The organism is Phenylobacterium sp. (genome assembly GCF_013822795.1).
GTDB lineage: Bacteria > Pseudomonadota > Alphaproteobacteria > Caulobacterales > Caulobacteraceae > Phenylobacterium.
This window is the reverse complement of record NZ_PNLB01000003.1, coordinates 60,078-84,512: the sequence shown is the minus strand read 5'-3', so window position 1 is coordinate 84,512 and position 24,435 is coordinate 60,078. Positions and strand designations below refer to the sequence as shown.

The following is a 24,435-nucleotide window of genomic DNA, read 5'->3' as shown; positions in this document are numbered from 1 at the left end:
GCCATGGCTCGGGACGCGCCTCAGATCGACGCTTACGGAGATGGCGGCTTCCGCCTCTCCACCGGTCGCCACGAGGGCTCCCTGCTGATCGTGCGCGACGAGGCCAGGGTCTGGCCCGTCCGCACGATGGGCGAACTGTCGCCGGACCACTTCGCGGACATCATCGCCGCCGGCCGCGGCGACGTCGAGTTCGTGCTGCTGGGCGCGGGGATGCACAACGCCTTGCCCCCGCGCGCGGTACGCGAGGCGCTGCAGCGGGCCGGTATCGGCCTGGAATTCATGGATACGCCGGCCGCCTGCCGACTTTACAACATCCTCACGGCCGAAGGCCGCAAGCTCGCGGCCGCCCTGATCGCCGTCTAAGCTTGGCTTTTCGACTGCTGCGAAGCGCCCTATACCCAGTCTTCAGGGCTGGAAACTTGAGGGGCATCGACAATGCAGGGACTGCTGTCCAACTTCCGCAACACCATGATCGTGAGCTTCCTGCTCGCTGTGATCATGGTCGTTGGTTACATGAGCCACTACGGCTCGGCTGACGCGATCTTCTGGCAGGCGGTGTTCCGCTGGATGCACACCTTCTTCGGCATCCTCTGGATCGGGCTGCTGTACTACTTCAACTTCGTCCAGATCCGGAAAATGCCGGACATCCCGGCCGAGCTGAAGCCCGCCGTTTCCAAGTACATCGCCCCCGAGGCGCTGTTCTGGTTCCGCTATGCGGCGCTGGCCACCTGGATCATGGGCGTGATCCTCGCCTTCAACCGCGGCTACCTGTTCCAGGCCTTCACCCTGGGCGCGCTGGACGGCTTCTCGGTGCCGCAGCACACCTTCATCGGCGTCGGCATGTGGCTGGCCACGATCATGTTCTTCAACGTCTGGGTCTTCATCTGGCCGAACCAGAAGATCGCCCTGGGCATCGTCGAAGGCGACGCTGACGCCAAGGCCAAGGCCGGCAAGCTGGCCATGCTGTTCTCGCGCACCAACACGCTGCTGTCGCTGCCGATGCTGGTCACCATGACCATGAACCAGACCATCTTCGGCTAGTCGCCGAACACGTCTAAGATCGGAAGGCCCGCCCCACCCGGCGGGCCTTTTGCTTGTGTGAGATGTCCGAGACCCAACCCGCCGCCGACCTCGACGATCAGGCCCGCCGCCTCGATCCGGAGCGCTGGCTGTCCAGCCGCTTCATCGCCGATCCTGCCGCTCGCGCCGATGTCATGGCCGTCTACGCCTTCGACTATGAGCTGGCCCGCGCGCCGAAGGTCGCGTCCAACGCCTTGATGGGCGAGATTCGCCTGACCTGGTGGCGCGAGGTGCTGGACGAGGTGTTCGAAGGACGGCCCGTCCGCCAGCATCCGACGGCCCAGGCGCTGGCCGCCGCCATCGCCCGCCACGCCCTGCCGCGCGAGCCGCTGGAGGCGATGATCGAGGCCCGTTACCGCGAGCTCGATGCGGCGCCGATGAACCTTGCTGACGCTCTTGAATGGGCGCGTGGCTCGGCCGGCGGGGCGGCCCGCGCCGTCGCGCTGATCCTCGACCCGAAAGCCGACCTCGTCCGCGCTGAACGGGCGGGCGAGGCGTGGGCCATCGGCCTGCTGATGGGCACCGCGGACATGGAGGGGGAGGCCGCTCAAGCGGCGCTGTCAGAGGCGCTGGCCGCCGGGCAGGGGATGTCGGTGGCTGCTTTCCCGGCCGTCGCTCACGCTACCCTGGCCCGGGTTCGCGCGCAGGGGCGGCGCGCCTCCGAGCTGGAGGCACGCCTGCGCCTGTTCTGGGCCAGCGCCCGCGGGCGGCTTTAGCGGCTACTCGGCGGCCAGCGCCGGCGCGCCGGCGACCCAGGCGTCGAGATCGGCCAGGGCGCGCTCGCCGACCGCCAGCTTCTTGTTGCGACCGCGCTCCTTGGCGCCGATGCGGCTGCCGTCCTCGCGTCGTTTCGGGCCGGCGGCGTCCATCGGCGGCAGCAGGCCGTAGTTGATGTTCATCGGCTGGAACGAGCCCTTGCCGGCGTCGATGTGGCCGCCGGTGATATGGCCGATCAGGGCGCCCAGGGCGGTGGTCGCGGGCGGCGCTTCGATCGGACGGCCGAGGCGCTCGGCGGCGGCGAAGCGGCCGGCCAGCAGGCCGACGGCGGCGCTCTCGACATAGCCTTCGACCCCGGTCACCTGGCCGGCGAATCGCAGCCGCGGCTGGTTCTTCATCCGCAGTTGGCCGTCGAGCAGCTTGGGGCTGTTCAGGAAGGTGTTGCGGTGCAGCCCGCCGAGGCGCGCGAACACGGCCTTCTCCAGACCCGGGATGGTCCGAAAGATCTCGGTCTGGGCGCCGTGCTTCAGCTTGGTCTGGAAGCCGACCATGTTCCACAGCGTGCCAAGCGCATTGTCCTGGCGCAGCTGGACGATGGCGTAGGCCTTCACCTCCGGATTGTGGGCGTTGGTCAGGCCGACGGGCTTCATCGGCCCGTGGCGCAGGGTCTCGCGGCCGCGCTCGGCCATCACCTCGATCGGCAGGCAGCCGTCGAAATAGGGGACGTTCTCCCAGTCCTTGAATTCGGACTTCGGGCCGGCCAGCAGGGCGTCAATGAAGGCCTCGTACTGCGCCTTGTCCATCGGGCAGTTGATGTAGGCGGCGGTGTCGCCGGCCGGGCCGGCCTTGTCGTAGCGCGACTGACGCCAGCAGACGTCCATGTCGATCGACTCGAAGTTCACGATCGGGGCGATGGCGTCGAAGAAGGCCAGCTCGCCTTCGCCGGTCAGCTGCAAGATCGCCTCGGACAGGGCCGGGGAGGTCAGCGGCCCGGTGGCGACGATGACGTTGTCCCACTCGGCCGGCGGCAGGCCGGCGATCTCTTCGCGTTCGATGGTGACCAGCGGATGGGCTTCCAGCCGCGCGGTGACAGCTTGCGAGAAGCCGTCACGGTCGACGGCCAGGGCGCCGCCGGCCGGCACCTGGTTGGCGTCGCCGCAGCCCATGATGATCGAGTCCAGCTTGCGCATCTCGGCGTGCAGCAGGCCGACCGCGTTGCCGGTCCAGTCGTCGGCGCGGAACGAGTTGGAGCAGACCAGCTCGGCCAGGCCGTCGGTCTGGTGCGCGTCGGTCTTCCGGACCGGGCGCATCTCATGCAGGACGACCGGAACTCCGGCCTGGGCGACTTGCCAAGCGGCTTCGGAACCGGCCAGGCCCCCGCCGACGATATGTACTGGTTGGTTCGACATGCGTGACTAACTAGCAACGATCGTAACACTTCGCGAGCGGGGCCTTGCGAAGGTTGAACTCCCCCACCAGAATCCGCAGCCAAACAGAGGCCGACTCGTTATTAGCGACGGCTTGGCCAGAGGATTGTGATGAGCGCGTTTTCGGCGACTGACGCCGCTTTCGAGGGTTTCCGACTGACGCGCGAACGCCCAAGGACGGTTCTCGTCTGGGCGGTGCTGTGCTTCCTCGTCAGCGTCTGCAGCGCCATCTACCTGACGACCGTCGGGCGGGAGGCCAGCGCGATGCTGGACGCAGGGCCGGCCGACACGCCGAACCTGGCTGCTCTAGGCGAAATGCTCGCCGTGCTGTTCCCGATGATGATCGTCGGGTTGCTGTTCCAATGCGTGATGGCGGCGGCGGTCTATCGCGTGACCCTGCGTCCTGAGGATCGCGGCTTCGCGTATTTGAAGTTGGGCGCGGACGAGGCTCGGCTTGCGGCGCTGACTGGCGTCTACTTCATGCTGGTCCTCCTCGCGACGATCGGCGCGGTGCTGGTGGCCGGCTTGATTGCAGCCCTGGTGATGGCGGTTGCTGGCCAGGGCGCCGGCGCGATGATGGGCATTGTCATCGAGTTCTTCATCCTGGGGGTCCTGTTCTATACGGCCGTCCGGCTGTCGTTGGCCCCCGCGATCACCTTCTCCGAGCATCGCCTGGCGATCTTCGACTCCTGGCGGCTGACCAAGGGCCAGTTCTGGAAGCTGACCGGCGCCTACGGCCTGGCGATCTGCGGCATCATCGCCATGTCGCTGCTGGTGCTGGTGATCTTCGCGGCGGCCGTCGCCATCGCCAAGGGCGGCAATCTTCAAGAGGCTGGCAAAATGTTCAGCCCCGACAGCACGTCCGTGCAGTCCTACTTCACCCTGACCACCGTGCTCTATCTGCTGGTCTCCGGCTGGCTGACGGCGATCTACTACGCTGTGGTGATCGCCCCCGCCGCGGTGGCGTATCGGGGGCTCACCAAGGCGGCCGACGCCTAGGCGTCGGCGCTCGGCCGGGCCTTCACCCGCTCGCGCCAGGCCTTGAGGTTGGCGAATTCGTCCTCGACCGGCAGGCCGATCCACTCGGCGAAATCGACCGTCGAGAGCAGGCAGATGTCGGCCATGGTGTAGCTGTCGCCGACCAGGAACTCGCGGCCTTCCAATTCGCGGTCCAGATACTTCTGGGCGCCCTGGTAGGTCTCCTTGTTGGATTCGCCGAAGTCCTTGAACTGGGTCAGCAGCGCGGCCGTGTACGGGTGCGCGTGGCGCCAGAAGTTGCCGACCGGCATCATCACCGCGAACTCGACGCGGCGGATCCACTGATCGACCAACGCCTTCTCGACTGCCGTGCGGCCGAACAGCGGCGGCTCGGGGTGGGTCTCTTCGAAGTAGCGGCAGATGGCGACGGTCTCGGAAATGCAGGTCCCGTCGTCCAGTTCGAGGGCCGGCAACTGGCCCATGGAGTTCTTGGCCCGGAATTCGGCCGATTTGTGCTCGCGCTTCATCATGTTGACCGGCGTCTCGGGCAGCTCGACGCCCTTCTCGGCCAGGAAGATGCGCACGCGGCGGGGGTTCGGCGCCGGCATCGGCGCGCCGTAAAGTTTCATTGGGTCGCTCCCTAATCTTCTTAAGTATGGAGCGAGGCTATTTCGAACACGCGTTTGAATGCAAGCGTCATTCCCTGGCGTCAGCGGCGGCCTGCGTGCGGGTCCGAAAGCCGCCAGCGCCTTCGCTTGCCGGGTGCTAGGTTTGCATCATGACCGACGGCTTCGCCCTGTTCGACACCGCCATCGGCCTCTGCGGCGTCGCCTGGAACGCGCAGGGGCTGACAGGCGTCATGCTGCCGCTCAGCGAGGGCGGCGATCCGCGCGCCCGCATGGCCCGTCGCCACCCCGGGATGGAGGAGGGGGAGCCGCCTCCCGCCGTGGCGGACGCCATCGCCGGCATGCAGGCGCTGCTGCGCGGCGAGAAGCGGGATCTGTTGGAGGTGACGCTGGCCGATGGGGCGATCGCTCCGCTCGCGGCCCAGGTCTACGCAATCGCTAGGGCCATCCCACCGGGCCAGACCCTGACCTATGGCGACATCGCCCGCCGGCTCGGCGACGTCAGCCTGTCGCGCGCCGTCGGTCAGGCGTTGGGCGCCAACCCCTGGCCTATCGTGGTGCCGTGCCATCGCATCCTGGCGGCCGGCGGCCGCAAGGGCGGCTTCTCGGCCCCCGGCGGCGCCGACACCAAGCTGCGCATGCTGGAGATCGAGGGCGCGCTGGCCCCCGACACCCTGCCGTTGTTCGGCGGCCGCTAGGCGCGCAGCTTGGCGCAGCGCTCGTTGCGGCGCTTGTCGTGCTTTTCGAGGATCTCGGCCAGATAGCGGCCAGTCCAGCTCTTGGGACTGGCGGCGACCTGCTCTGGGCTGCCCTGGGCGACGATCTCGCCGCCGCCGTCGCCACCCTCGGGGCCGAAGTCGACGATCCAGTCGGCGGTCTTCACGACGTCCAGGTTGTGCTCGATGACCACCATGGTGTTGCCCTGGTCGGCCAGCTCGTGCAGCACCTCGAGCAGTTTCTTGACGTCCTCGAAGTGCAGGCCGGTCGTGGGTTCGTCGAGGATGTAGAGCGTCTTGCCGGTCGCCCGCCGCGACAGCTCCTTGCTGAGCTTCACGCGCTGCGCCTCGCCGCCCGACAGCGTCGTCGCCGACTGCCCGACCTGGACGTAGCCTAGGCCGACGCGCTTCAGCGTCTCCATCTTGTCGCGCACCGGCGGCACCGCTTTGAAGAAGTCGGCGGCTTCCTCGACGGTCATGTCCAGCACGTCGGAGATCGACTTGCCCTTGAACAGCACTTCGAGCGTTTCGCGGTTGTAGCGCTTGCCGTGGCAGACGTCGCAGGTGACGTAGACGTCGGGCAGGAAGTGCATCTCGATCTTGATCAGGCCGTCGCCCTGGCAGGCTTCGCAGCGGCCGCCCTTGACGTTGAAGCTGAACCGGCCCGGACCGTAGCCGCGGGCCTTGGCCTCGGGCAGGCCGGCGAACCAGTCGCGGATCGGCTGGAAGGCGCCGGTATAGGTCGCCGGGTTCGAGCGCGGCGTGCGGCCGATCGGCGACTGGTCGATGTCGATGACCTTGTCGAAGTTCTCCAGCCCCTCGATCTTGTCGTGCGGGGCCGGGGCGTCCGAGGCGTTGTGCAGCCGGCGGGCCGCGGCCTTGTAGAGCGTCTCGATCGTGAAGGTCGACTTGCCGCCGCCGGAGACGCCGGTGATGCAGGTGAAGGTTCCGACCGGGATCTCGGCCGTCACGTTCTTCAGGTTGTTGCCGGTCGCCCCAACGACGCGCAGCACCTTCTTCTTCGAGATCGGCCGGCGGTCCTCCGGGATCTCAATCTCGCGAACGCCCGACAGGTACTGCCCGGTGATGCTGCTCGGATTGTCCATCACCTGCTGGGGCGTGCCTTCGGCCACGACCTCGCCGCCGTGGACGCCGGCGGCCGGGCCCATGTCGATGACGTAGTCGGCGGTCATGATCGCCTCTTCGTCGTGCTCGACCACCAGCACCGAGTTGCCGAGATCGCGCAGGCCCTTGAGGCTCTCCAGCAGCCGGGTGTTGTCGCGCTGGTGCAGGCCGATCGACGGCTCGTCCAGGACGTAGAGCACGCCGGTCAGGCCCGAACCGATCTGGCTGGCCAGGCGGATGCGCTGGCTCTCGCCGCCGGACAGGGTGCCCGAGGCGCGGCTCATGTTCAGATAGTCGAGCCCGACATTGACCAGGAACCGCAGGCGGTCGTTGATTTCCTTCAGGATCCGCCGGGCGATCTCCATCTGCTTGTCGGTCAGATGGTTGTCGAGGTCGGTGAACCACTCGCCGGCATGCTTGATCGAGAGCCGGCTGACCTCGCCGATGTGCTTGCCGTCGATCTTCACGGCCAGAGCTTCGGGCTTCAGGCGATAGCCTTCGCACGCCTCGCAGGGCGTCTCGGATTGGTAGCGGCCCAGTTCCTCGCGGACCCACGACGAATCCGTTTCGCGCCAGCGGCGCTCCAGGTTCGGCAGAACGCCCTCGAAGGTCTTGTTGACCTCGTACTTCCGGGCGTTGTCGTCATAGACGAACTTGATCTTCTCGCTGCCCGATCCGTACAGCACCACCGTCTTGGCGCCCTCGGGCAGCTTCCACCACGGCATGTCCATCGAGAAGCCGTAGTGGGCGGCCAGCGCCTGCAGGGTCTGGGTGTAGAGCGGCGAGGGGCCCTTCGCCCACGGCGCGATGGCGCCCTTGTGCAGGGTCTTGTCCTTGTCGGGCGTGATCAGGTCGGCGTCGAACGCCAGCTTGGCCCCCAGACCGTCGCAGACCGGGCAGGCGCCGTAGGGATTGTTGAATGAGAACAGTCGCGGTTCGATCTCGCTGATCGTGAAGCCAGAGACCGGGCAGGCGAATTTTTCCGAGAAGATCAGCCGCCGCGGCTCATCCTCGCCCTCCGCCTTGTCGGCCCATTCGGCGGTGGCGATGCCGTCGGCCAGCCGCAGCGCCGTCTCCAGGCTGTCGGCGTAGCGGGTTTCCATCCCGCCCTTGGTGACCAAGCGGTCCACGACCACGTCGATGTCGTGTTTGAACTTCTTGTCGAGCGCCGGCGCGTCCTCGATCGGATAGAACTCGCCGTCGATCTTCAGCCGCTGGAAGCCGGCCTTCTGCCACTCGGCGATTTCCTTGCGGTACTCACCCTTGCGGCCGCGCACCACTGGCGCAAGCAGGTAGATCCGCTCGCCGTCGGGTAGGGCGGTCAGCTTGTCGACCATCTGACTGACGGTCTGGCTTTCGATCGGCAGTCCGGTCGCCGGCGAGTAGGGCACGCCCACCCGCGCCCACAGCAGGCGCATGTAATCGTGGATCTCGGTCACCGTCCCGACGGTCGAGCGCGGGTTGCGGCTGGTAGTCTTCTGCTCGATCGAGATTGCCGGCGACAGGCCCTCGATCAGGTCCACGTCCGGCTTACTCATCAGCTCGAGGAACTGGCGCGCATAGGCCGAGAGGCTCTCGACATAGCGGCGTTGGCCCTCGGCGTAGATCGTGTCGAACGCCAGCGAGCTCTTGCCCGAGCCCGACAGCCCGGTCAGCACGACAAGTTCGCCGCGCGGAATATCGACGCTGACGTCTTTCAGATTGTGCTCGCGGGCGCCGCGGACACGGATGAAATTAAGCTGCTCGGCCATGTTTTTCCGGAAAACGCTTGCAGCCGCCGATGCCCTCAGCAGCTTCCGTCCAATGTAGTTCCGAGACTCACCGATAACACGGGAACATTCTGCGAACAAACCCGCTGCGGCGATATCACCGGCAGGTTCTAGCGCGGGCCTCGCACAAACCTGTCAGCAGTGTTGTCAGCAGGGCGGCGATTTCTCCTGGACTTACGCGGCGGAGGGGCAAGCAGCGTTTCGGCCGACAAAGACGGAGGAAGCCCATGGACCTGACCCCACAGCGGCGCTTCGTGACCCCGCTGGCGGGCGAGCGCGTCGAGGACCTGGCCGCCCGCGCGTTGCCGGACGAACCGTTAGGCAGCGCCGTCGACCAGATCCGCAGCTGGAACCTGCATATCTTCGCCATGCGCAAGCCGGCTGGGCTGATCCTCGGCAGCGACGTGGTGTTTGTGGAGCCGCCGCGGCGATGAGCGGGCCGGCCGAGGCCGTGATCGCCGGGGCGGAGATCGCCGCCGGCCACGACGGCTCGGCCGAACTGGTTTTGCGACTGCGCTACCCGAACGGCGGGCAGGGCGTGGTGGTGCTGGAGGCCGACAAGGGCCTCGAACTCATGGCCGCCTGCGGGGCGGCGCACCTGGACGAGCTGGCCGGGCATTCCTGGCGCAAGCTGCTGGAGGGAACATGTTCGACGTGATCGTGCGTAACGGGCTCGTGGTCGACGGGTCCGGCGAGAAGGCCTTCAAGGGCGACGTGGCGGTGAAGGACGGCCTGATCGCGGCGGTCGGCGAGGTCTCCGGCCCGGCCCGGCGTGAGATCGACGCCGGCGGGCGGGTCATTGCGCCCGGCTTCATCGACCCGCACACACACTTCGACGTCCAGCTGCTGTGGGACGGCGCGGCGCGCCCGGCGCTGGAGCACGGCGTCACCTGCATCGTGCCCGGCAACTGCTCGCTGTCGCTGGCCCCGCTGAAGGCCGCAGACCGGCCCAAGGTGGTCGGCATGTTCCAGCAGATCGAGGAGATGCCGCCCGAGGCCTTCACCCAGGCCTTCGACTGGAGCTGGGAGGACTTCGCCGGCTACCGCGACGCCATCGCCCGCAACCTCTCGATCAACGTCGCGCCGCTGGTCGGCCACAGCGTCATCCGGCTGTGGGTGATGGGCGAGGCCGCCCAGCAGCGCACCGCCACCCCCGCTGAGATCGCCGCCATGCAAGATCTCCTGCGCGAGTGTCTGGCGGCCGGCGCGGTCGGCCTGTCGACCAGCTTCGTCGACCTCGACGAGCACGGCCGCCCAGTGCCCAGCCGCTTCGCCGATTTCGCAGAGCTGGACGCGCTGTCGGCGGTGCTGGGCGAGTTCGGCCGCATGCTTCAGTGCGTGCCGGAGTTCTACGACGTCGACATCACCATCGCCCGCATCGACCAGCTTTCGGAGCTGTCGCTCAAGCACGCCATCCCGACCACCTTCTCGCCGGTGTTCGACAACACCTCGACGCCGGATAACGCCCCGCGGATCCTGGCCCGGGTCGAGGAGCAGTTCGCCCGCGGCGCGCGGGTCTGGCCGCAGATGCAGACCCGACCGATCGACATCAGCTTCTCGCTGCTGCGGCCGAGCCTGTTCTTCGCGCGGCTGCCGCGCTGGGTGCGGGTGCTGCGCCAGCCGCTGGAGGCGCGGCTCCACTCGCTCAACGACCCCGACACCGTCGCCAAGATGGTCGAGGACCTTGGCCCCGACGGCGGCCGCAAGATGATGGGCGGGCTGATCGTGCGCGGCGGCGACGCCGCGCCGGCCGAAATGGTCGGCAGGACGCTGGGCGAGATCGCGGCCGAGCGCGGCCAGGTCCCGGCCCAGGCGCTGATCGACATCTCGCTGGCTCACGGCCTGGACGTCGCCTTTCTCGCCGCCGATATGGGCCACGAGGACACCGACCGCATCGGACCGATGCTCGCCCATCCGCTCGTCCACATCGGGGCCAGCGACGGCGGCGCGCACATCGCCTCGTTCTCGACCTATGGCGACACCGGCTACCTGTTCAGCGAATTCGTCCGCAAGTCCGGGCGCCTGAGCCTCGAGCACGCGGTGCGCAAGATCACCGCCGAGACCGCCGACATCTGGGGCCTGAAGGGCAGGGGGCGGCTGACCCCCGGCCACGCCGCCGACATCGTGGTTTTCGATCCCGCGACCATCGACCGGGCCGAAGAGCGGCCGGTGTTCGACATGCCCGGCGAGGGGATGCGCTACGTCCGCGACGCCCGCGGCGTCGACGCCGTGCTGGTCAACGGCGAGGTCGCCTACCTTGGCGGGGCGTACACCGACGCCAAGTCGGGGGTGGTCTGCGTCTAATCGGGATCCATGATCTCCTGATCGTATCGAGCTGCGTACGGCGGCCGCCGCGTGAATGGGGCCCGGTCTTCGGCTGGCGCCGAAACCGGGATGACAGTCATGCGGACCAAGGCTTGACGAGTCGATTTACGCGTGTAATCCAATTGAGAACTACAAACGTAATTTGGAGGAAGCGATGCAGTCGACGGTCATCCCGCAGCCCGATCCCATGAACCCGATCGTGGTTCCGGAGTTCGAACGCCTGAGCTTCGCCCAGGTGTTTCTCGACGCCTCGCGGCTGAACCAGGGCGTCATGCTCGTCCTGATGGTCATGGGCGTGGCCGCGGTCGTGCTCTGGGCGCTCGGGTTCGGCCGTTCCCTGTCGGCCCAGCCGAGCCGATCGGTGGCGGGATTGCGGTACCTCAAGGGCATGTGGGTCGGGGCGCTGCTGCTCGGCCTGTTCGGCGCGTCCTTTACCCTGGTCAGCGGTTTCATGGGCCTGGCCAACGTGCGTCCGACCCCGGCCATGGCCGTGCTCGCGCCCGGTTACGCCGAAGCGATGTTCCAGGTCATGCTCGGCTTGGCGGCTTCGACCCTGGCGGTGATCTGCCATCAGGACTTGGACGCGCGCCTGCGCCGGCTCGCCGCGTGATCGGCATCACCGAGGCCGAGCGCCAGGTGATGGAGGCGCTCTGGTCCGGCGGTCCGCAGACCCCCGATGAACTGGTCAAGGCCGTCGCGCCGGCCCAGGGCTGGGGCGAGGCGACGGTCAAGACCCTGGTCAACCGGCTGCTCAAGAAGGGGGCGATCGCCTCGCGCAAGCAGGACGGGCGCACGCTCTACGCGCCGCTGGTGGCCCGCGACGAGTACGTGACCGCCGAGAGCCAGGGCCTGCTCGACCGCCTGTTCGGCGGCGAGTTGGCCCCGATGGTCGCGCACTTCGCCCGCCGCCAGGCGCTGTCGGACGAGGAGAAGGCCCGTCTGCGCCGGCTGCTCGACGAACTCGACCGGGAGTAGCCGGCGGCTTCCAGCGGCGCGGCGGCAAGCGTAAGTGTAGCGCTTCGCTTTCAGAGGGCTGCACCTTGCGCTTGACCCGCCGACACCTGCTCGCCGCCGCCAGCCTGGCGGCGCTGGTTCCCCTGGATCTGGCCGCCGCCGCCGAGGTCGGAGGTTCGCCGCAGGACGCGGCGTTCGCCAAGGTCTCCAAGGACTGGCTGGAGGGGTATCTGAAGCTCAGCCCGGCGTTCGCCACCATCATCGGCGACCACCGCTACGACGCTGAGCTCGACGACGTCAGCGCCGCCGGCCGTGCCGCGCGGATCCGGTTCAACAAGGATGTCCTGGCGGCGCTCGAGGCGATCCCGCACGCGGGGCTGTCGCGGGCCAACCAGGTCGATGCGGCGATCCTGGGCAACCAGGTCCGCGGTCAGATCTGGACCGACGAGGTGCTGCAGGACTGGGCCTGGGACCCGCTGATCTACTCGAACATCGCCGGCAGCGCGCTCGACGGTCTGATGGCGCGTGAGTTCGCGCCGCTGCCCGATCGCCTGCGTTCGGCCGCCGGCCGCATGGAGAAGCTGCCGGCCTTCCTGGCCCAGAGCCGCAAGGAGTTGCAGCCGGCCCGGGTCCCGAAGATCCATGCCGAGACTATGGTCGGTCAGAACAAGGGACTGCATTCGCTGGTCGCGCAGGTGACGGCGCAGGCGGGCGTGCTCGGCGGCGCCGACCGCGCGCGTCTGGACGCGGCCGCCGCGGGCCTGACCCGCGCCATCGACGAGCACCAGGCCTGGCTGGAGAATGAACTGGTCCCCGCCGCCGCTGGCGACTTCCGGATCGGCGCGGAAAAGTACGACCGCAAGCTGGCCTTCGCGCTGAACTCGCCGCTCAGCCGCGCTGAGATCAAGACCAAGGCCCTGGCGGCGCTGACCGACATCCGCGCCCAGATGTACGGCATCGCCCGCGGCGTCGTCGCCGGCCGGCCGGGTGCGCCCGACGCGCCAGCCAATCCGAGCCCCGAGCAGCAGCAGAAGGTGATCGAGGCGGCGCTGGAGCTGGCCTACGACAGGAAGCCGGCGCGGGGCGGCCTGGTCGAGGAGGCCGAGCGCCAGCTGAAGCAGACCACCGACTTCGTCCGCGCCAAGGGCCTGGTCACCGTGCCGACCGAGCCGGTGAAGATCATCCTGACGCCGGAGTACCAGCGCGGGGTGGCGGTGGCCTACTGCGACCCGCCCGGGCCGCTCGATAAGGGCCAGAGCACCTTCTACAAGATCTCGCCGATCCCGGACGATTGGACCGACGCCCAGGCGGACTCGTTCCTGCGCGAATACAACGTCTACGGCATGCAGGAGGTGACGATCCACGAGGCGATGCCCGGCCACTACCTGCAGCTGGCCCACTCCAACCGCTATCCGTCGGTGCTGCGTTCGGTGCTGTACTCCGGCTCGTTCGTCGAGGGCTGGGCGGTCTACGCCCAGGACGTCATGGCCGAGGCCGGGTACCTCGGCGGCGACCCGCTCTATCTCCTGGCGCATCTGAAACTGCATCTGCGGGTGATCGCCAACGCCATCCTCGACCAGGGCGTCCATGTCGACGGCATGAGCCGCGAGGCGGCGATGGAGTTGATGACGGTCCAGGCCTTCCAGCAGGAGCGCGAGGCGGCCGGCAAATGGGTGCGGGCGCAGGTCTCGTCGGCGCAGCTGCCGACCTACTTCGTCGGCTGGCAGGAGCATTGGGCCCTGCGCCGCGAGGCCGAGAAGCGCTGGGGCGCCGACTTCAACCTCATGCGCTACCACGACAAGGTGCTGTCGTTCGGTTCGCCGCCGGCCCGCTTCGTCGGCCAGCTGATGTTCGACCAGCCGATCGCGTAGTCGAAACATCCATCGTCATGGCCGGGCCGGCAGGTCCCGGCCATCCATACTCGCAGATTTCGACGGTGAGCACTGTGTCTATGGATCCCCGGCACGCTGACGCGGCCGAGGATGACGATTCCTGGGATTAGATCGTTGAACCCCTCCGCCGGGGTGAGCGGGGAGGGGCTCAGCCCTCGCGCCGCTCATAGTTCGGCGGGCGCTTCTCGAGGAAGGCCGCGACGCCTTCGCCGAAGTCGCCGTCCAGGCTGGCGAGGATCTGGTTGCGGTCTTCCATGGCGATCGCCGCCTCGAGGCCCTGGGCGTCGATGGCGTGGTTCAGCGCCTCCTTGGTCAGGCGCAGGCCCAGCGGCGTGGCGTGCAGCATGTCGGCGGCGAAGCCCTGCGCCTCGGCCTGCATGGCCTCGGGCGCGATCACCCGGCTGACCAGGCCCAGCTGATATGCGCGCTCGGCGTCGATGAACCGGCCGGTCAGCATGTATTCGGCCGCCACTGACGAGCCGACCATCCGCGGCAGGAAGTAGCTGACCCCGATGTCGCAGGCCGATAGCCCGATGCGGATGAAGGCGGCGTTCATGCGGGTCTTCGGCGTCGCGATCCGCACGTCGCTGGCCAGCGCCAGGGCGAAGCCGCCGCCGCTGGCCGCCCCGTCGACGCAGGCGATGATCGGCTGCGGGCAGCGGCGCATGGCGATGACGATCTCGCTGATCTGCCGCTGGCCGGTCAGGCTGGCCCCGACCGAGCGCCCGCCGGGCGCTGCGGTGTTGCGCTCCTTGAGGTCCAGCCCGGCGCAGAACGCCCCGCCGGCCCCGCACAGCACCACCACCCGCACGTCGCGCCGCCAGTAGAGCCCGACGAAGAAGTCGCGCAGCTCCTCGACCAGCTTGCGGTTCAGGGCGTTCAGCCGCTCGGGCCGGTTCATGGTCGCCCAGACGACGTCGCCGTCCTGGCGCAGCTCGAGGTGTTCGTACATCGCGGGCCCTCCGAGATTTCGAAGGAGCTTGCGCCCGCCGCCGCCGCGTCAGGCAAGCGGCGGCTACTTCGCCTTCAGCTCGTCCGCCTGCTTGAGCACCCGCAGGGCGTTGCCGCCCCAAAACTTGGCCAGGTCGTCCTTGCTGAAGCCGGCCGCGATCAGCCGCTCGGTCAGGGCCGGGAAGTAGGTGATGTCGTCGAAGCCCTCGATGCCGCCGCCGCCGTCGAAGTCGCCGGAGATCCCGATGTGGTCCTTACCCGCGACCTGCGCCGCATGCAGGATGTGCTTCATCAGGTCGTCCATGTTGGCCCGCGCGATCGGGTACTTGGCCTCGATGGCGTTGCGCGCGGCGCGATAGGCCTCGCGCTTGTCGGCCGGGATGTCGCGCGGTTGCCCGTAGGTCTTGAACAGCGCCGTCAGCTCTGCCTTGCGCTCCGGAAGGTCCGGCATGTCCTTCATGTAGCCCGAGAAGGCGTTGATCTGGATCACGCCGCCCTTGGCCGCCAGCTTGCGCAGCAGGTCGTCGGGCGCATTGCGCGGGTGGTTGTAGATCGCCTTGACGCCCGAGTGCGACAGGATGATCGGCGCCTTGGACAGGTCGAGCATCTGGTCCAGCACCTGGTCGGAGGCGTGGCTGGCGTCGAGCAGCATGCCCAGGCGGTTGGCCTCGGCCACGAACTGCTTGCCCTCCGCTGACAGCCCGCCGTGGATCGGGCCCTTCGGGTCGGTGGCGCTGTCGGCCAGGTCGTTGTTGGCGAAGTGCACGGGCGAGATCATCCGCACGCCCATGTCGTAGAAGGTCTTCATCAGCGTCAGGTCGCCGGCCACCGGCGAGCCGTTCTCCATGCTGATGTAGACGAAACGCTTGCCGCTCTGGCTGATCGTGGCGGCCTCGTCGGCCTTGGTCGCCAGGGCGAAGATGTCGTTGTTCTTGGCGACCATCTCGTGGATCACCATGGTCCGCAGCAGGGCGTGATCGCGCGCGGCGATGTTGCCTTCCTTGGTGTTGGCGCCCTGCGGCGTGAACACCACGAAGAAGCCGCCGTCGACGCCGCCCTCGACCATCCGCGGATAGTCGACCTGGCTGCCGTCCTCGACCTTGTTGCGGGCGCGGATGTCGAAGCCGGGATTGGCCTCGTTGGCCGGGGTGTCGAAGTGGGTGTCCAGCACGATCAGGTTCTCGTGCAGGATCTTGGTCTCGGGCTTGACCTTGGGGGCCTGGGCCAGGACCGGCGAAGCGCTCGCCAGCAGAACTGCGAGCGGAAGACCAAACTTAAGCACCAACGCCACTCCCCGAAATTTGAAGGCCGGAACCTTCAGCATTCCGGGGAGTCTGCGCAAGCCTCAGTTGCGGTCGATCCGTGCGGCGAAGCAGCCGCGGCCTGCATTGTGGGCATGCAGGTAGGCGACCTGCGGATCGGCGAGCAGTTTTTCGATCGCCGGCGCCAGATCTGCGCCGGGGGAAAGCTCGGCGGCGGTCATCATGCCGGCGGCGTCGAACGCCCGTAGCGAGATATGCGGCCGCACGGCCAGGCATTGGGGCAGGGCGTCGACGACCACGGCGGTCTCTTGGGCCGCCTCGCTCACGAAGATGGCGTGCGAGGAACGATAGGGCGTGTCGGCGCTCTGATGCTCGTAGTTCAACAGCAGCAGCGTCTGGCCCACGGCGGCGTCTTGCAGGGTGACGCGGCAGGGAAATCCGATCGGCGTCGTCGCCGTGTGACGAATAACGCCGCGGGCGGCGAGCTCGCTGTCGGAAAGGCCGAACAACGGGCGAAACTCATCGACCGGCAGGCCGGTGATCTTGAAGGACATCTCGGTCTCCGAAAAGTTCAGGCGGCGTCGTGGAAGATGACGCCGAGGGTGTGGCGCTGGCCGCTGCGCAGCTGGCTGACGCCGTGACGCATGACGACCCGATAGCTGCCGCGAGTTCCGCGCACCGGCCGGTGGTGGACGGCGAAGATCAGCCCGTCGCCCTGGCGCAGCGGCGCGACCTCGGCCCGCGACTGCATGCGCGGCCGTTGTTCCGTCAGCACGAACTCGCCGCCGGTGAAGTCGCGTCCCGGTTCTGACAGCAGCACGGCGAGTTGCAGCGGAAACACATGCTCGCCGTATAGATCCTGGTGCAGGCAGTTGTAGTCGCCAGGGCCGTACTGCAGCAGCAGCGGCGTGGGCCTCTGCTGCCCCGCCTCGTGGCAGCGCTGCAGGAACGCGGCGTGCTCGTCGGGATAACGCACCGCGATCCCCATCGCCTCGTTCCAGCGGTTGGCGATCGGGACCAGCCGCGGATAGAGCCGGGTCCGCAGGCCGCCGACCAGGGCGGGCAGGGGATAGGCGAAGTACCGGTACTCGCCGCGCCCGAAGCCGTGGCGGCTCATCACCACCCGGCTCCGGAAGCCGTCCTCGCGGTCATAGAGGCCTGAGATCGCCGCGCACTCGTGCGGCGTCAGCAGGCCGGGCAGCAGGGCTGAGCCCTGGGCGTCGAGGTCGCGCTCGACCTGAGGCCAGTCGAAGGACGCCAGGCGCCCTTCGCCGGCCGGAGTGGAGGCCAGGGCGCTCACGCCGCGGCCTCGCGGTCCAGCAGCGCGCGCTTGCGCTCCACGCCCCAGCGGTAGCCCGACAGCGCCCCGTCGTTGCGCACCACCCGGTGGCAGGGAATGGCGACCGCGAGCGCGTTGGCTGCGCAGGCCTGGGCCACGGCGCGCACCGCCGCCGGCTTGCCGATCTTCGCCGCCACGTCGGCATAGCTGGCGGTCTCGCCGGCTGGGATCTCGCGCAGGGCTTGCCAGACGCGCTGCTGGAAGGCGGTGCCGCGCACGTCGAGCGGCAGGTCTAGGCCCAGCTTCGGCTGCTCGACGAAGCCGACGACCTGGGCGACCAGCGCCTCGAACGCCGCATCGCCGCCGATCAGCTCGGCCCGGTCGAACCGGTCCTGCAGGTCGCGCAGCAGATCATCGGGGTCATCGCCGAACAGGATCGCGCAGACGCCCTTGTCGGTGGCGGCGACCAGGATCGAGCCCAGCGAGCATTCGCCGAGCGCGAACCGGATCTGCGCCGCCTCGCCGCCGGCCCGGAACCGGGTCGGGGTCATCCCCAGCACCTTCTCCGACTGCTCGTAGAAGCGGCCGCCGGAATTGAAGCCGGCGTCGTAGATCGCCTCGGTGATGGTGCCGGCTTCCCCCAACGCCTGGCGGACCCGCTCGGCGCGCCGCGCATCGGCATAGGCCTTGGGCGTCACGCCGGTGACTGCCTTGAAGATCCGGTGGAAGTGGAACGGGCTCATCCCGGCTTCGGCCGCCAGAGCCTCCAGCCCGGGGACCTCTTCGGCGCTCTCGATCAGCCGGCAGGCGGCGGCGACCGCAGCGGCGTTGCGCTGCGCCAGCGGCGCCTGGTCAGGCTTGCAGCGCTTGCAGGGACGAAAACCCGCGGCTTCGGCCTCAGCGGTCGAGGTGTGGAAGGCGACGTTCTCCGGCCGCGCCGGCCGGGCCGCGCAGGACGGGCGGCAGTACACGCCGGTGGTGCGCACGGAATAGAAGAACGCGCCGTCGGCGGCGGCGTCGCGGGCGGCGAGCGCCGCCCAGCGGGCGCTCTCGGTGTCGAATGCGATCTGCATCTCAAATGCTCCATCGATCTGGTGAGCGATGGGATAGGCCCACGGGCGGGGGGTGAAACTCCGGCTCTTGCTTTCAAATCCGCATAGCGAGGGCTGATCGCAAGCGTCGCTGCAGCGACAGGTCCGGAAACCGCGATTTGCGAAGCCGCCCGCCGGCCCCTATATCGGACGCTCACCGCAAGGAGACGGCCCACCATGGACATCGCGACGGACACCCACCTCGTCCTGAACGCCAATCTGTCCACGGTTTCCCATGTCCGCCTTTCTGACGCTCGACGGCCTTTCCTACAAAACGCCTGACGGCCATCCGCTCTTCGATGATCTGACCCTCGCCTTCGGGGCCGAACGCACCGGCCTCGTGGGGCGCAACGGCGTGGGCAAGACCACGCTGGTCCGGCTGATGCTGGGCGAGATCGCGCCCGCGGCCGGCGCCGTCGCCGTGCGCGGCCGCATCGGCGTCTTGCGCCAGGCTCTTGCCCCACCGCCAGGCGCCAGCGTCGCCGACGTTCTGGGGCTCGCCGGCGACCTCGCGCGCCTCGACCGGATCGAGGCCGGCGAGGGGACCGAAGACGACTTCGACGAGGCCGACTGGGCGATGCCTTCGCGGCTGGAGGCGGCCTTCGCCCAGGTCGGCCTGGCGGGCCTCGATCCTGCGCGTCCCGCCGCCGAGCTCAGCGGCGGTCAGGCGACCCGCGCGGCGCTGGCCGGCCTGCTGGCCAGTGAGCCGGACCTGCTGCTGCTCGACGAACCGACCAACAATCTTGACGCCGAGGCGCGCGAGCTGATCGCCCAGGTGCTGGCCGGCTGGAAGGGCGGGGCGGTGGTGGTCAGCCATGACCGCGCCCTGCTGCGCCAGATGGACCGGATCGTCGAGCTGACCAGCCTGGGCGCCAAGGTCTATGGCGGCGGCTATGACCTCTATGCCGAGCGCAAGGCGCAGGCCGAGGCGGCGGCCGTCCGCGACCTGGCCGACGCCGAGCGGACGCTGGCCCGCGTCGAACGCGAGACCCAGGTCGCCCGGGAGCGCAAGGATCGCCGCGACGCCGCGGGCCGCAAGTTCGCCGCCAAGCGCAGCGAGCCCAAGATCCTGCTCGGCGGCATGGCCGAGCGGGCCGAGAACTCCGGCGCGCGCGAAGGCCAGGTGGCCGGGCGGCTGCGCGAACAGGCGGCTGGCGATCTGGCCGAGGCGCAGGGCCGCGTCGAGCGGCTGCGCCGGCTGACCTTCGAGCTGCCGCCCTCCGGCCTGGCGGCGGGCAAGACGGTGTTGGCCTTCGACGACGTCGCCTTCGCCTATCCCGGCGCGTCGCCGGTGCTGCGGGGGCTGTCGCTGCGGATCGCCGGCCCTGAGCGGGTAGCCGTCACTGGCCGCAACGGCGCCGGCAAGTCGACCTTGATCGGCCTGGCGACGGCCGAGCTGACCCCGACCGCCGGTCGGGTCACCCATGGCGCGAGGGGCGCCCTTCTGGACCAGAAGACGGCCATGCTCCGTCCGGCTGAAACCCTGGTCGAAGCCTTCCAGCGTTTGAACCCCGGCGCCACACGCAATGACGCCCATGCGGCGCTCGCGCGCTTCCTGTTCCGCAACGCCGCGGCGGAAAAGCCGGTCTCGGCGCTGAGCGGCGGCGAGCGGCTGCGTGCGGCCATGGCCTGCATGCTGATGTCAGAGATCCCGCCGCAGCTGCTGGTGCTGGACGAGCCGACCAACCACCTGGATCTCGACTCGATCGCCGCGGTCGAGGCGGCGCTGCGCGGCTATGACGGCGCGATCCTCGTGGTGAGCCACGACCGCGATTTCCTGGACGCGATCGGGATCGATCGCGAACTGCGGCTGGGCGCGGACTAGGCCTGGCTGGCGTCCAGCGTCACCGCCGCGACCAGCCCGTCGGGCACGAGGTCGCGGACCACCGTCGCCAGCCCGATCCTCACCGGCAACTCGCCGCCATCCTTGATCAGCAGGGTGGTGGTGATCTGGCTCGGCTGACCGCCCTGCAGCGCCGCCTCGAGCGCCTCGGTCAGCGCGCCGCGGTCGCGCGGCCGGGCGATGTCGGGCAGGCGGCGGGAGATCAGCTCCTCGGCCGAAAAACCAAGCCGCCTGGCGAATCCGGCGTCGACGGTGGTCAGCACCCCGCGGACGTTGAGCCGCAGCACCATCACTTGCGGCAGCATCGACAGCGCCGCGTCCAGGGCGCGCGCCTCGTTCAACTGCGCCTGCATCTCGCGCTCGGCCGTGCGGTTCTGGATCAGCACCGCCACCCCGCCGGGATAGGGAAAGGCGCGGAAGGCGTAGCGGCGCACGCCGGGAGCGTCGCCCGGCGCCTCGAACTCCAGCGTCTCGCCGGTGCGCAGGGCGCGCTTAAGCTGATCGCCCAACAGCGAGCGCGCCGCCGGTGGAAACAAGTCCGCCCAGAACCGGCCGACGAGCTGCGAGGCGTTGTGTCCGACCAGCGCCTCGAACACGTGGTTCACCGCGGTGATGTGCAACTCGGCATTCAAGGCCATGAAGGCCTCGGTGACGTGGTCGAGGATCGCGTGCTGGCTGACTTCGTACGACGGTTCGCGGTCTTCGCGCGGGTGGAAGCAGTGGTCTTCCTTCGATGCCGAGTAGTAGTCCGCCGATACCAGCACGACGCGTGGGCGTCCGTGATGGGTGACTATGACGGGGCCGCCCAAGGCGCGGTCCTGCCACTGTCCAAAGTTCCGGCTGATCTCGCCGGCGGTGACGACGGAAGTCTCTCCGTGGCCGTTGTTCATCGCTATTTCAAGCTTCGCGTGAATTCCGCGGCGTGCGCAATTCCCGGAAGGCTCGCCCCCAAGCCCGACTACGCTTGACCTAACGCTTGCGTTGCTTCGCGAGCGAACGCAACTCGAAATACACGCGGTCTGGTTGATCGCAAAAGATGCGTAAAATGCGTACTTTATATGGTTACTCTATGCGGGCGCGAGAAGTCGCACCTTGGGCCCCAAGGCGCGGTCGGCGGCCGCGGACGTTACGCCCGAGGCCGCCTTACGCTTGTTCCCTAGGCCGGGGGCTTCCGCACCACGCGGAACGTGCCGTTGGCCCGTGCGCAGGGTTCGCCGTCGGCGGTGACGAAGGCCTGGGCGAAGGCCAGGGTCGAGCCCGGCTTCACGAACACGGTGTCGAACTCCAGCCACTGGCCGATCTTGGCCGCGCCCAGGAAGTCGAGGGCGAGGTTGACCGTCACCAGACTGGCGTCCGGCCCGAGCCGGTGCGCGCAGGAGAGCCCCATGGCGTTGTCGGCCAGGGCGCTGATCAGTCCGCCGTGCACCATGCCGCGGCTGTTGGTGTGAGCCGCCTCGGCCACCAGTCCCAGGATGACGGCGTCGTCGGTCCTGCGGCTGTAGATCGGCTCCCACGGGTCGGTGACCGGGCTGTGCCGGAAATGACGCTGGAAGCCGGCCGGGATGGGTATGGTCTCCTGCATCATCCCATGCCTCACGCCGCCGCGGCGAGCTTGGCCAGGCTGGCGATGGTCTTGGCCACTGCCTGGGCCGCCTCCGCGCCCTTGGTCAGGAAGTGTTCGCGGAAGAAGGACTGGTGGGTGTCGTGCTCATGGAAGTGGTGCGGGGTCAGCACCACCGAGAACACCGGCACCTCGGTCGAGAGCTGCACCTGCATCAGGCCCGAGATCACCGTCGAGGCGACGAAGTCGTGGCGATAGATGCCGCCGTCGACCACGAAGCCGGCTGCGACGATGGCCGCGTACTTGCCGGTCTTGGCCAGGGTCTGGGCGTGCAGGGGGATTTCAAAGGCGCCGGGCACCTCGAACCGGTCGATGGCGCTCTCGGAAAAGCCGAGGCCGCCGATCTCCTTGAGGAAGCCCTGATAGGCGTTGTCGACGATTTCGCTGTGCCAGCCGGACTGGACGAACGCGATGCGGGCCAGACGGAAAGCGCCGTTGGCGGTGGGGACTTCGAAGTGGGTGACAGTCATGGTCAGATCCCTGAGATGGATTGAAACCACGACTCAGGGAGACGCTAGGCCCCGGCCAGGGATCCCCGCACGCGGACGCGCAAGGACTGGCCGTCGCCAGCGGTTCTCATAACCGGACTCTAACCGTCGGCCCCGGGATCACACCGGAATCTGCTGTCCCCGACGACCTATCGGCTATCGGGCGCCCGCGGGCTCGTGCGGCCAAGGCCGCCATTACCGCCGGTGGGGACTTTCACCCCGCCCTGAGAACGCGGTCGCCGGAACAGCCCGACGACCAGGCCAAACTAGGCCCATGACCCAGGGTCAAACAAGCGTTTAATTTCTACGCCGAGCCCCAGCGCGGCTAACAGCGGGGCAGGGCGCGGGCGCCTCAGGCCCGCTTGTTCAGCGTGATCGAGGTGGCCGAGGCCGCCGGCGAGGCCGCCCCGCCGCGGCCGTAGCCGGAGCCGGTGTTGCGCTTGGAGGCGACTTCCTCGGCGATCGCCCGGACCAGTCCCTCGGTGACCGTCTTGGCGGCGTCCAGCGCGCGGCCTTGGCGGGCCAGCACCGCGTCGAACGCCTCGGTGGCGCGGATCAGCCTGGTGCGCTGCATCAGCGGTGCGCCGGCCACCAGGTGCGGATTGGCGCGCACGCGGGCCGACTCGTGGCGGTAGACGTTGGCCAGCTTCGAGGTTTCCTCGATGTGCTGAGCCGCGTCCTGTGGCCGGCGCTCTTCGAACGCCAGAGCTTCCTGTGCGATCAGCTCGGTCAGGCGCTCGGTCAGAACGATCAGTTGTTCGACGCGGTCGGTCGCGTCCGTGGCGGAGATCGCCATGCCAAACTCTCCTAACTCAAACCTTGAAGCTTCAACATTTCCTGGGCGACGCGGTCGGACAGGCCGACCCCGCCGGCCTTGGTCACCTGCTTGGCCATTGCGTCGCTCATGAACGACTTGAACGCCGCCTCGCCGTGGCCGCCGTTGAACGGGGCCTCGGCGCCCACGTCCTTGAACATCTGGTTGAGCATCACCGACAGGAACGAGGTCTCGAAGTCCTTGGCGGTCTTCTCGATCTGGCCGCGCTTGGCCATCTGCTCAGCGGTGAGCTGCGGTGTCGCCGCGGTCGGGATGCTGAAGGTGGAGCCAAGGTCCATCACATCACCTCGATGTCGGCTTGCAGCGCGCCGGCCGCCTTGATGGTCTGCAGGATCGAGATCATGTCCCGCGGCGTGACGCCCAGGGCGTTCAGGCCCGCGACCAGGCTGGCCAGCGAGGCGCCGTCGCGCAGGGTGATGAACTTCTTGCCCTTTTCCTCGTCCACCTGGATGTCCGACTGCGGCACGACCGCGGTCCGGCCTTGGCTGAACGGGGCCGGCTGGCTGACCGCCGGGCTTTCGCGGACGGTGATGGTCAGGTTGCCCTGGGCGATGGCGACCGTGGAGACCCGGACGTTCTCGCCCATGACGATCACGCCGGCCACCTCGTCGATCACCACCTTGGCCGGTGCGTCGGTCTCGACGCTCAGGTTCTCGACCTGCGACATGAACGAGACCATGTCCTGGCCGCCCGGCGAGCGGAGGGTGACGATGGTCGGGTTGTCGGCCCGGGCCGAGCCGGGGAAGCGGGTGTTCACCGCGTCGGCGATCTTGCGGGCCGTGGAGAAGTCGGGATTGCGCAACGTCATGCGCAGCTCGCCCATGCTCGCCATCTGGAAGCCGATCTCGCGCTCGACGATGGCCCCGCCGGCGATGCGCCCGGCGGTCGGCACGCCCTTGGAGACCGACGAGCCCGAAGCGCCGCCGGCCGAGATCGAACCGGTCTGCACCGTGCCCTGGCTGACCGCGTAGGCTTGGCCGTCGGCGCCCATCAGCGGGGTGACCAGCAGCGTGCCGCCCTGCAGGCTCTTGGCGTCGCCCATCGCCGACACCGTGGCGTCGATCGGCGCGCCGGCGGCGACGAAGGCGGGCAGGCGGGCCGTCACCATCACGGCGGCGACGTTCTTGGTGTTGAGGTTGGTGTCGCGGGTGTTGACCCCCAGCCGCTCGAGCATGGCCTCCAGGCTCTGGCGGGTGAAGGGGGCGTTGCGCAGGCTGTCGCCGGTGCCGTTCAGGCCGACCACCAGACCGTAGCCGACCAGCATATTGTCGCGCACGCCCTCGAACTCGACGATGTCCTTGATCCGCGACTTGGCGAAGGCCGGCCCCGAAACAAGGGCGGCGGCGATGAAGGCGGCGCTGAAGAGGCGGATGGTTCGACGCATGGGACCCCGGCGCAAAACGGACGACAAGAACTCGTCAAATCCCCTTGCGACGGGCGTGCCAGTTCAAAATAT

26 protein-coding genes and 1 riboswitch are annotated in these 24,435 nt (G+C 68.5%); of the genes, 12 read left to right on the top strand and 14 right to left on the bottom strand.

All coding sequences use genetic code 11. The features are described from left to right. The first annotated feature begins 3 nt into the window (after nucleotides 1-3). From C0481_RS03480 to C0481_RS03470, 3 genes are all read left to right on the top strand, one after another. Nucleotides 4-363, top strand: coding sequence for an Mth938-like domain-containing protein (locus C0481_RS03480; protein WP_293400718.1), 360 nt, complete (start codon nucleotides 4-6; stop codon nucleotides 361-363). Between the two features lie 72 nt (nucleotides 364-435). Beyond that, on the top strand, nucleotides 436-1,041 hold the full coding sequence (locus tag C0481_RS03475) for a urate hydroxylase PuuD (protein WP_293400716.1): 606 nt from the start codon (nucleotides 436-438) through the stop codon (nucleotides 1,039-1,041). 62 nt (nucleotides 1,042-1,103) lie between these two features. Further along, nucleotides 1,104-1,796 carry a squalene/phytoene synthase family protein gene (locus C0481_RS03470; protein ID WP_293400714.1) on the top strand — a complete coding sequence of 231 codons (693 nt, stop codon included), beginning with the start codon at nucleotides 1,104-1,106 and terminating at the stop codon, nucleotides 1,794-1,796. 3 nt (nucleotides 1,797-1,799) lie between these two features. Here C0481_RS03470 and trmFO read toward each other — a convergent pair whose 3' ends face one another. Continuing rightward, complete coding sequence (trmFO, locus tag C0481_RS03465) at nucleotides 1,800-3,206, bottom strand: methylenetetrahydrofolate--tRNA-(uracil(54)-C(5))-methyltransferase (FADH(2)-oxidizing) TrmFO (RefSeq protein WP_293400712.1); 1,407 nt, start codon at nucleotides 3,204-3,206, stop codon at nucleotides 1,800-1,802. Nucleotides 3,207-3,335: 129 nt separating this feature from the next. Here trmFO and C0481_RS03460 point away from each other — a divergent pair, with 129 nt between their 5' ends. Beyond that, nucleotides 3,336-4,223 (top strand): hypothetical protein, encoded by an 888-nt coding sequence (locus tag C0481_RS03460; protein WP_293400710.1) that lies wholly within the window; start codon nucleotides 3,336-3,338, stop codon nucleotides 4,221-4,223. Here the strand turns inward: C0481_RS03460 and C0481_RS03455 are convergent. Beyond that, a complete protein-coding gene (locus C0481_RS03455) occupies nucleotides 4,220-4,831 on the bottom strand; it encodes a glutathione S-transferase family protein (protein ID WP_293400708.1) in 612 nt (203 codons plus the stop codon). The two genes, C0481_RS03460 and C0481_RS03455, sit on opposite strands and share 4 nt — an antisense overlap. A 149-nt stretch (nucleotides 4,832-4,980) precedes the next feature. Here C0481_RS03455 and C0481_RS03450 point away from each other — a divergent pair, with 149 nt between their 5' ends. Continuing rightward, on the top strand, nucleotides 4,981-5,526 hold the full coding sequence (locus tag C0481_RS03450; RefSeq protein ID WP_293400706.1) for a methylated-DNA--[protein]-cysteine S-methyltransferase: 546 nt from the start codon (nucleotides 4,981-4,983) through the stop codon (nucleotides 5,524-5,526). Here the strand turns inward: C0481_RS03450 and uvrA are convergent. Beyond that, nucleotides 5,523-8,420, bottom strand: a complete 2,898-nt coding sequence (gene uvrA, locus C0481_RS03445) for an excinuclease ABC subunit UvrA (RefSeq protein ID WP_293400704.1) — start codon at nucleotides 8,418-8,420, stop codon at nucleotides 5,523-5,525. The genes C0481_RS03450 and uvrA overlap by 4 nt on opposite strands. Before the next feature lie 245 nt (nucleotides 8,421-8,665). Between uvrA and C0481_RS03440 the strand changes: the two genes are divergently transcribed. The 6 genes from C0481_RS03440 to C0481_RS03415 all read left to right on the top strand — a co-directional run bounded on the left by C0481_RS03440 (nucleotide 8,666) and on the right by C0481_RS03415 (nucleotide 13,588). Continuing rightward, nucleotides 8,666-8,872, top strand: a complete 207-nt coding sequence (locus C0481_RS03440; RefSeq protein ID WP_293400702.1) for a hypothetical protein — start codon at nucleotides 8,666-8,668, stop codon at nucleotides 8,870-8,872. Further along, the gene (locus C0481_RS03435; RefSeq protein ID WP_293400700.1) at nucleotides 8,869-9,096 is read left to right on the top strand and encodes a hypothetical protein; all 228 of its coding nucleotides are present in this window, start codon (nucleotides 8,869-8,871) and stop codon (nucleotides 9,094-9,096) included. Before C0481_RS03440 ends, C0481_RS03435 begins: the two co-directional genes overlap by 4 nt. After that, nucleotides 9,084-10,742, top strand: a complete 1,659-nt coding sequence (locus tag C0481_RS03430) for an amidohydrolase family protein (protein ID WP_293400698.1) — start codon at nucleotides 9,084-9,086, stop codon at nucleotides 10,740-10,742. The genes C0481_RS03435 and C0481_RS03430 overlap by 13 nt, the downstream gene beginning before the upstream one ends. Before the next feature lie 175 nt (nucleotides 10,743-10,917). Continuing rightward, complete coding sequence (locus C0481_RS03425) at nucleotides 10,918-11,373, top strand: MotA/TolQ/ExbB proton channel family protein (protein ID WP_293400696.1); 456 nt, start codon at nucleotides 10,918-10,920, stop codon at nucleotides 11,371-11,373. After that, complete coding sequence (locus tag C0481_RS03420; RefSeq protein ID WP_293401049.1) at nucleotides 11,373-11,738, top strand: BlaI/MecI/CopY family transcriptional regulator; 366 nt, start codon at nucleotides 11,373-11,375, stop codon at nucleotides 11,736-11,738. Before C0481_RS03425 ends, C0481_RS03420 begins: the two co-directional genes overlap by 1 nt. Before the next feature lie 65 nt (nucleotides 11,739-11,803). Continuing rightward, on the top strand, nucleotides 11,804-13,588 hold the full coding sequence (locus C0481_RS03415; protein WP_293400694.1) for a DUF885 domain-containing protein: 1,785 nt from the start codon (nucleotides 11,804-11,806) through the stop codon (nucleotides 13,586-13,588). Between the two features lie 169 nt (nucleotides 13,589-13,757). Here C0481_RS03415 and C0481_RS03410 read toward each other — a convergent pair whose 3' ends face one another. From C0481_RS03410 to ada, 5 genes are all read right to left on the bottom strand, one after another. Then, nucleotides 13,758-14,561 carry an enoyl-CoA hydratase-related protein gene (locus C0481_RS03410; protein WP_293400692.1) on the bottom strand — a complete coding sequence of 268 codons (804 nt, stop codon included), beginning with the start codon at nucleotides 14,559-14,561 and terminating at the stop codon, nucleotides 13,758-13,760. 63 nt (nucleotides 14,562-14,624) lie between these two features. After that, nucleotides 14,625-15,842 (bottom strand): dipeptidase, encoded by a 1,218-nt coding sequence (locus C0481_RS03405; protein WP_293400690.1) that lies wholly within the window; start codon nucleotides 15,840-15,842, stop codon nucleotides 14,625-14,627. A 63-nt stretch (nucleotides 15,843-15,905) separates the two neighbouring features. After that, a complete protein-coding gene (locus C0481_RS03400; RefSeq protein WP_293400688.1) occupies nucleotides 15,906-16,376 on the bottom strand; it encodes a DUF1203 domain-containing protein in 471 nt (156 codons plus the stop codon). Between the two features lie 17 nt (nucleotides 16,377-16,393). Further along, nucleotides 16,394-17,122, bottom strand: a complete 729-nt coding sequence (locus tag C0481_RS03395) for a 2OG-Fe(II) oxygenase (RefSeq protein ID WP_293400686.1) — start codon at nucleotides 17,120-17,122, stop codon at nucleotides 16,394-16,396. Continuing rightward, nucleotides 17,119-18,174 (bottom strand): bifunctional DNA-binding transcriptional regulator/O6-methylguanine-DNA methyltransferase Ada, encoded by a 1,056-nt coding sequence (ada, locus tag C0481_RS03390; protein WP_293400684.1) that lies wholly within the window; start codon nucleotides 18,172-18,174, stop codon nucleotides 17,119-17,121. Before ada ends, C0481_RS03395 begins: the two co-directional genes overlap by 4 nt. Before the next feature lie 253 nt (nucleotides 18,175-18,427). Between ada and C0481_RS03385 the strand changes: the two genes are divergently transcribed. Continuing rightward, nucleotides 18,428-20,017 (top strand): ABC-F family ATP-binding cassette domain-containing protein, encoded by a 1,590-nt coding sequence (locus C0481_RS03385; RefSeq protein ID WP_293400682.1) that lies wholly within the window; start codon nucleotides 18,428-18,430, stop codon nucleotides 20,015-20,017. Here C0481_RS03385 and C0481_RS03380 read toward each other — a convergent pair. The 6 genes from C0481_RS03380 to C0481_RS03355 all read right to left on the bottom strand — a co-directional run bounded on the left by C0481_RS03380 (nucleotide 20,014) and on the right by C0481_RS03355 (nucleotide 24,363). Then, nucleotides 20,014-20,925: a PAS domain-containing protein gene (locus tag C0481_RS03380; RefSeq protein ID WP_293400680.1), complete on the bottom strand. Its 912-nt coding sequence runs from the start codon at nucleotides 20,923-20,925 to the stop codon at nucleotides 20,014-20,016. The two genes, C0481_RS03385 and C0481_RS03380, sit on opposite strands and share 4 nt — an antisense overlap. 266 nt (nucleotides 20,926-21,191) lie before the next feature. Then, the gene (locus C0481_RS03375; protein WP_363223105.1) at nucleotides 21,192-21,620 is read right to left on the bottom strand and encodes a PaaI family thioesterase; all 429 of its coding nucleotides are present in this window, start codon (nucleotides 21,618-21,620) and stop codon (nucleotides 21,192-21,194) included. Nucleotides 21,621-21,628: 8 nt separating this feature from the next. Continuing rightward, nucleotides 21,629-22,126 carry a 6,7-dimethyl-8-ribityllumazine synthase gene (locus tag C0481_RS03370; protein ID WP_293400678.1) on the bottom strand — a complete coding sequence of 166 codons (498 nt, stop codon included), beginning with the start codon at nucleotides 22,124-22,126 and terminating at the stop codon, nucleotides 21,629-21,631. 98 nt (nucleotides 22,127-22,224) lie between these two features. Then, a riboswitch (FMN riboswitch) is annotated at nucleotides 22,225-22,380 on the bottom strand. Between the two features lie 116 nt (nucleotides 22,381-22,496). Next, a complete protein-coding gene (locus C0481_RS03365) occupies nucleotides 22,497-22,940 on the bottom strand; it encodes a flagellar basal body protein (RefSeq protein WP_293400676.1) in 444 nt (147 codons plus the stop codon). An 11-nt stretch (nucleotides 22,941-22,951) separates the two neighbouring features. After that, entirely contained in the window at nucleotides 22,952-23,257 is a 306-nt protein-coding gene (locus tag C0481_RS03360) for a rod-binding protein (RefSeq protein WP_363223103.1), read from the bottom strand. Further along, entirely contained in the window at nucleotides 23,257-24,363 is a 1,107-nt protein-coding gene (locus C0481_RS03355; RefSeq protein WP_293400674.1) for a flagellar basal body P-ring protein FlgI, read from the bottom strand. Before C0481_RS03355 ends, C0481_RS03360 begins: the two co-directional genes overlap by 1 nt. Nucleotides 24,364-24,435 lie beyond the last annotated feature (72 nt).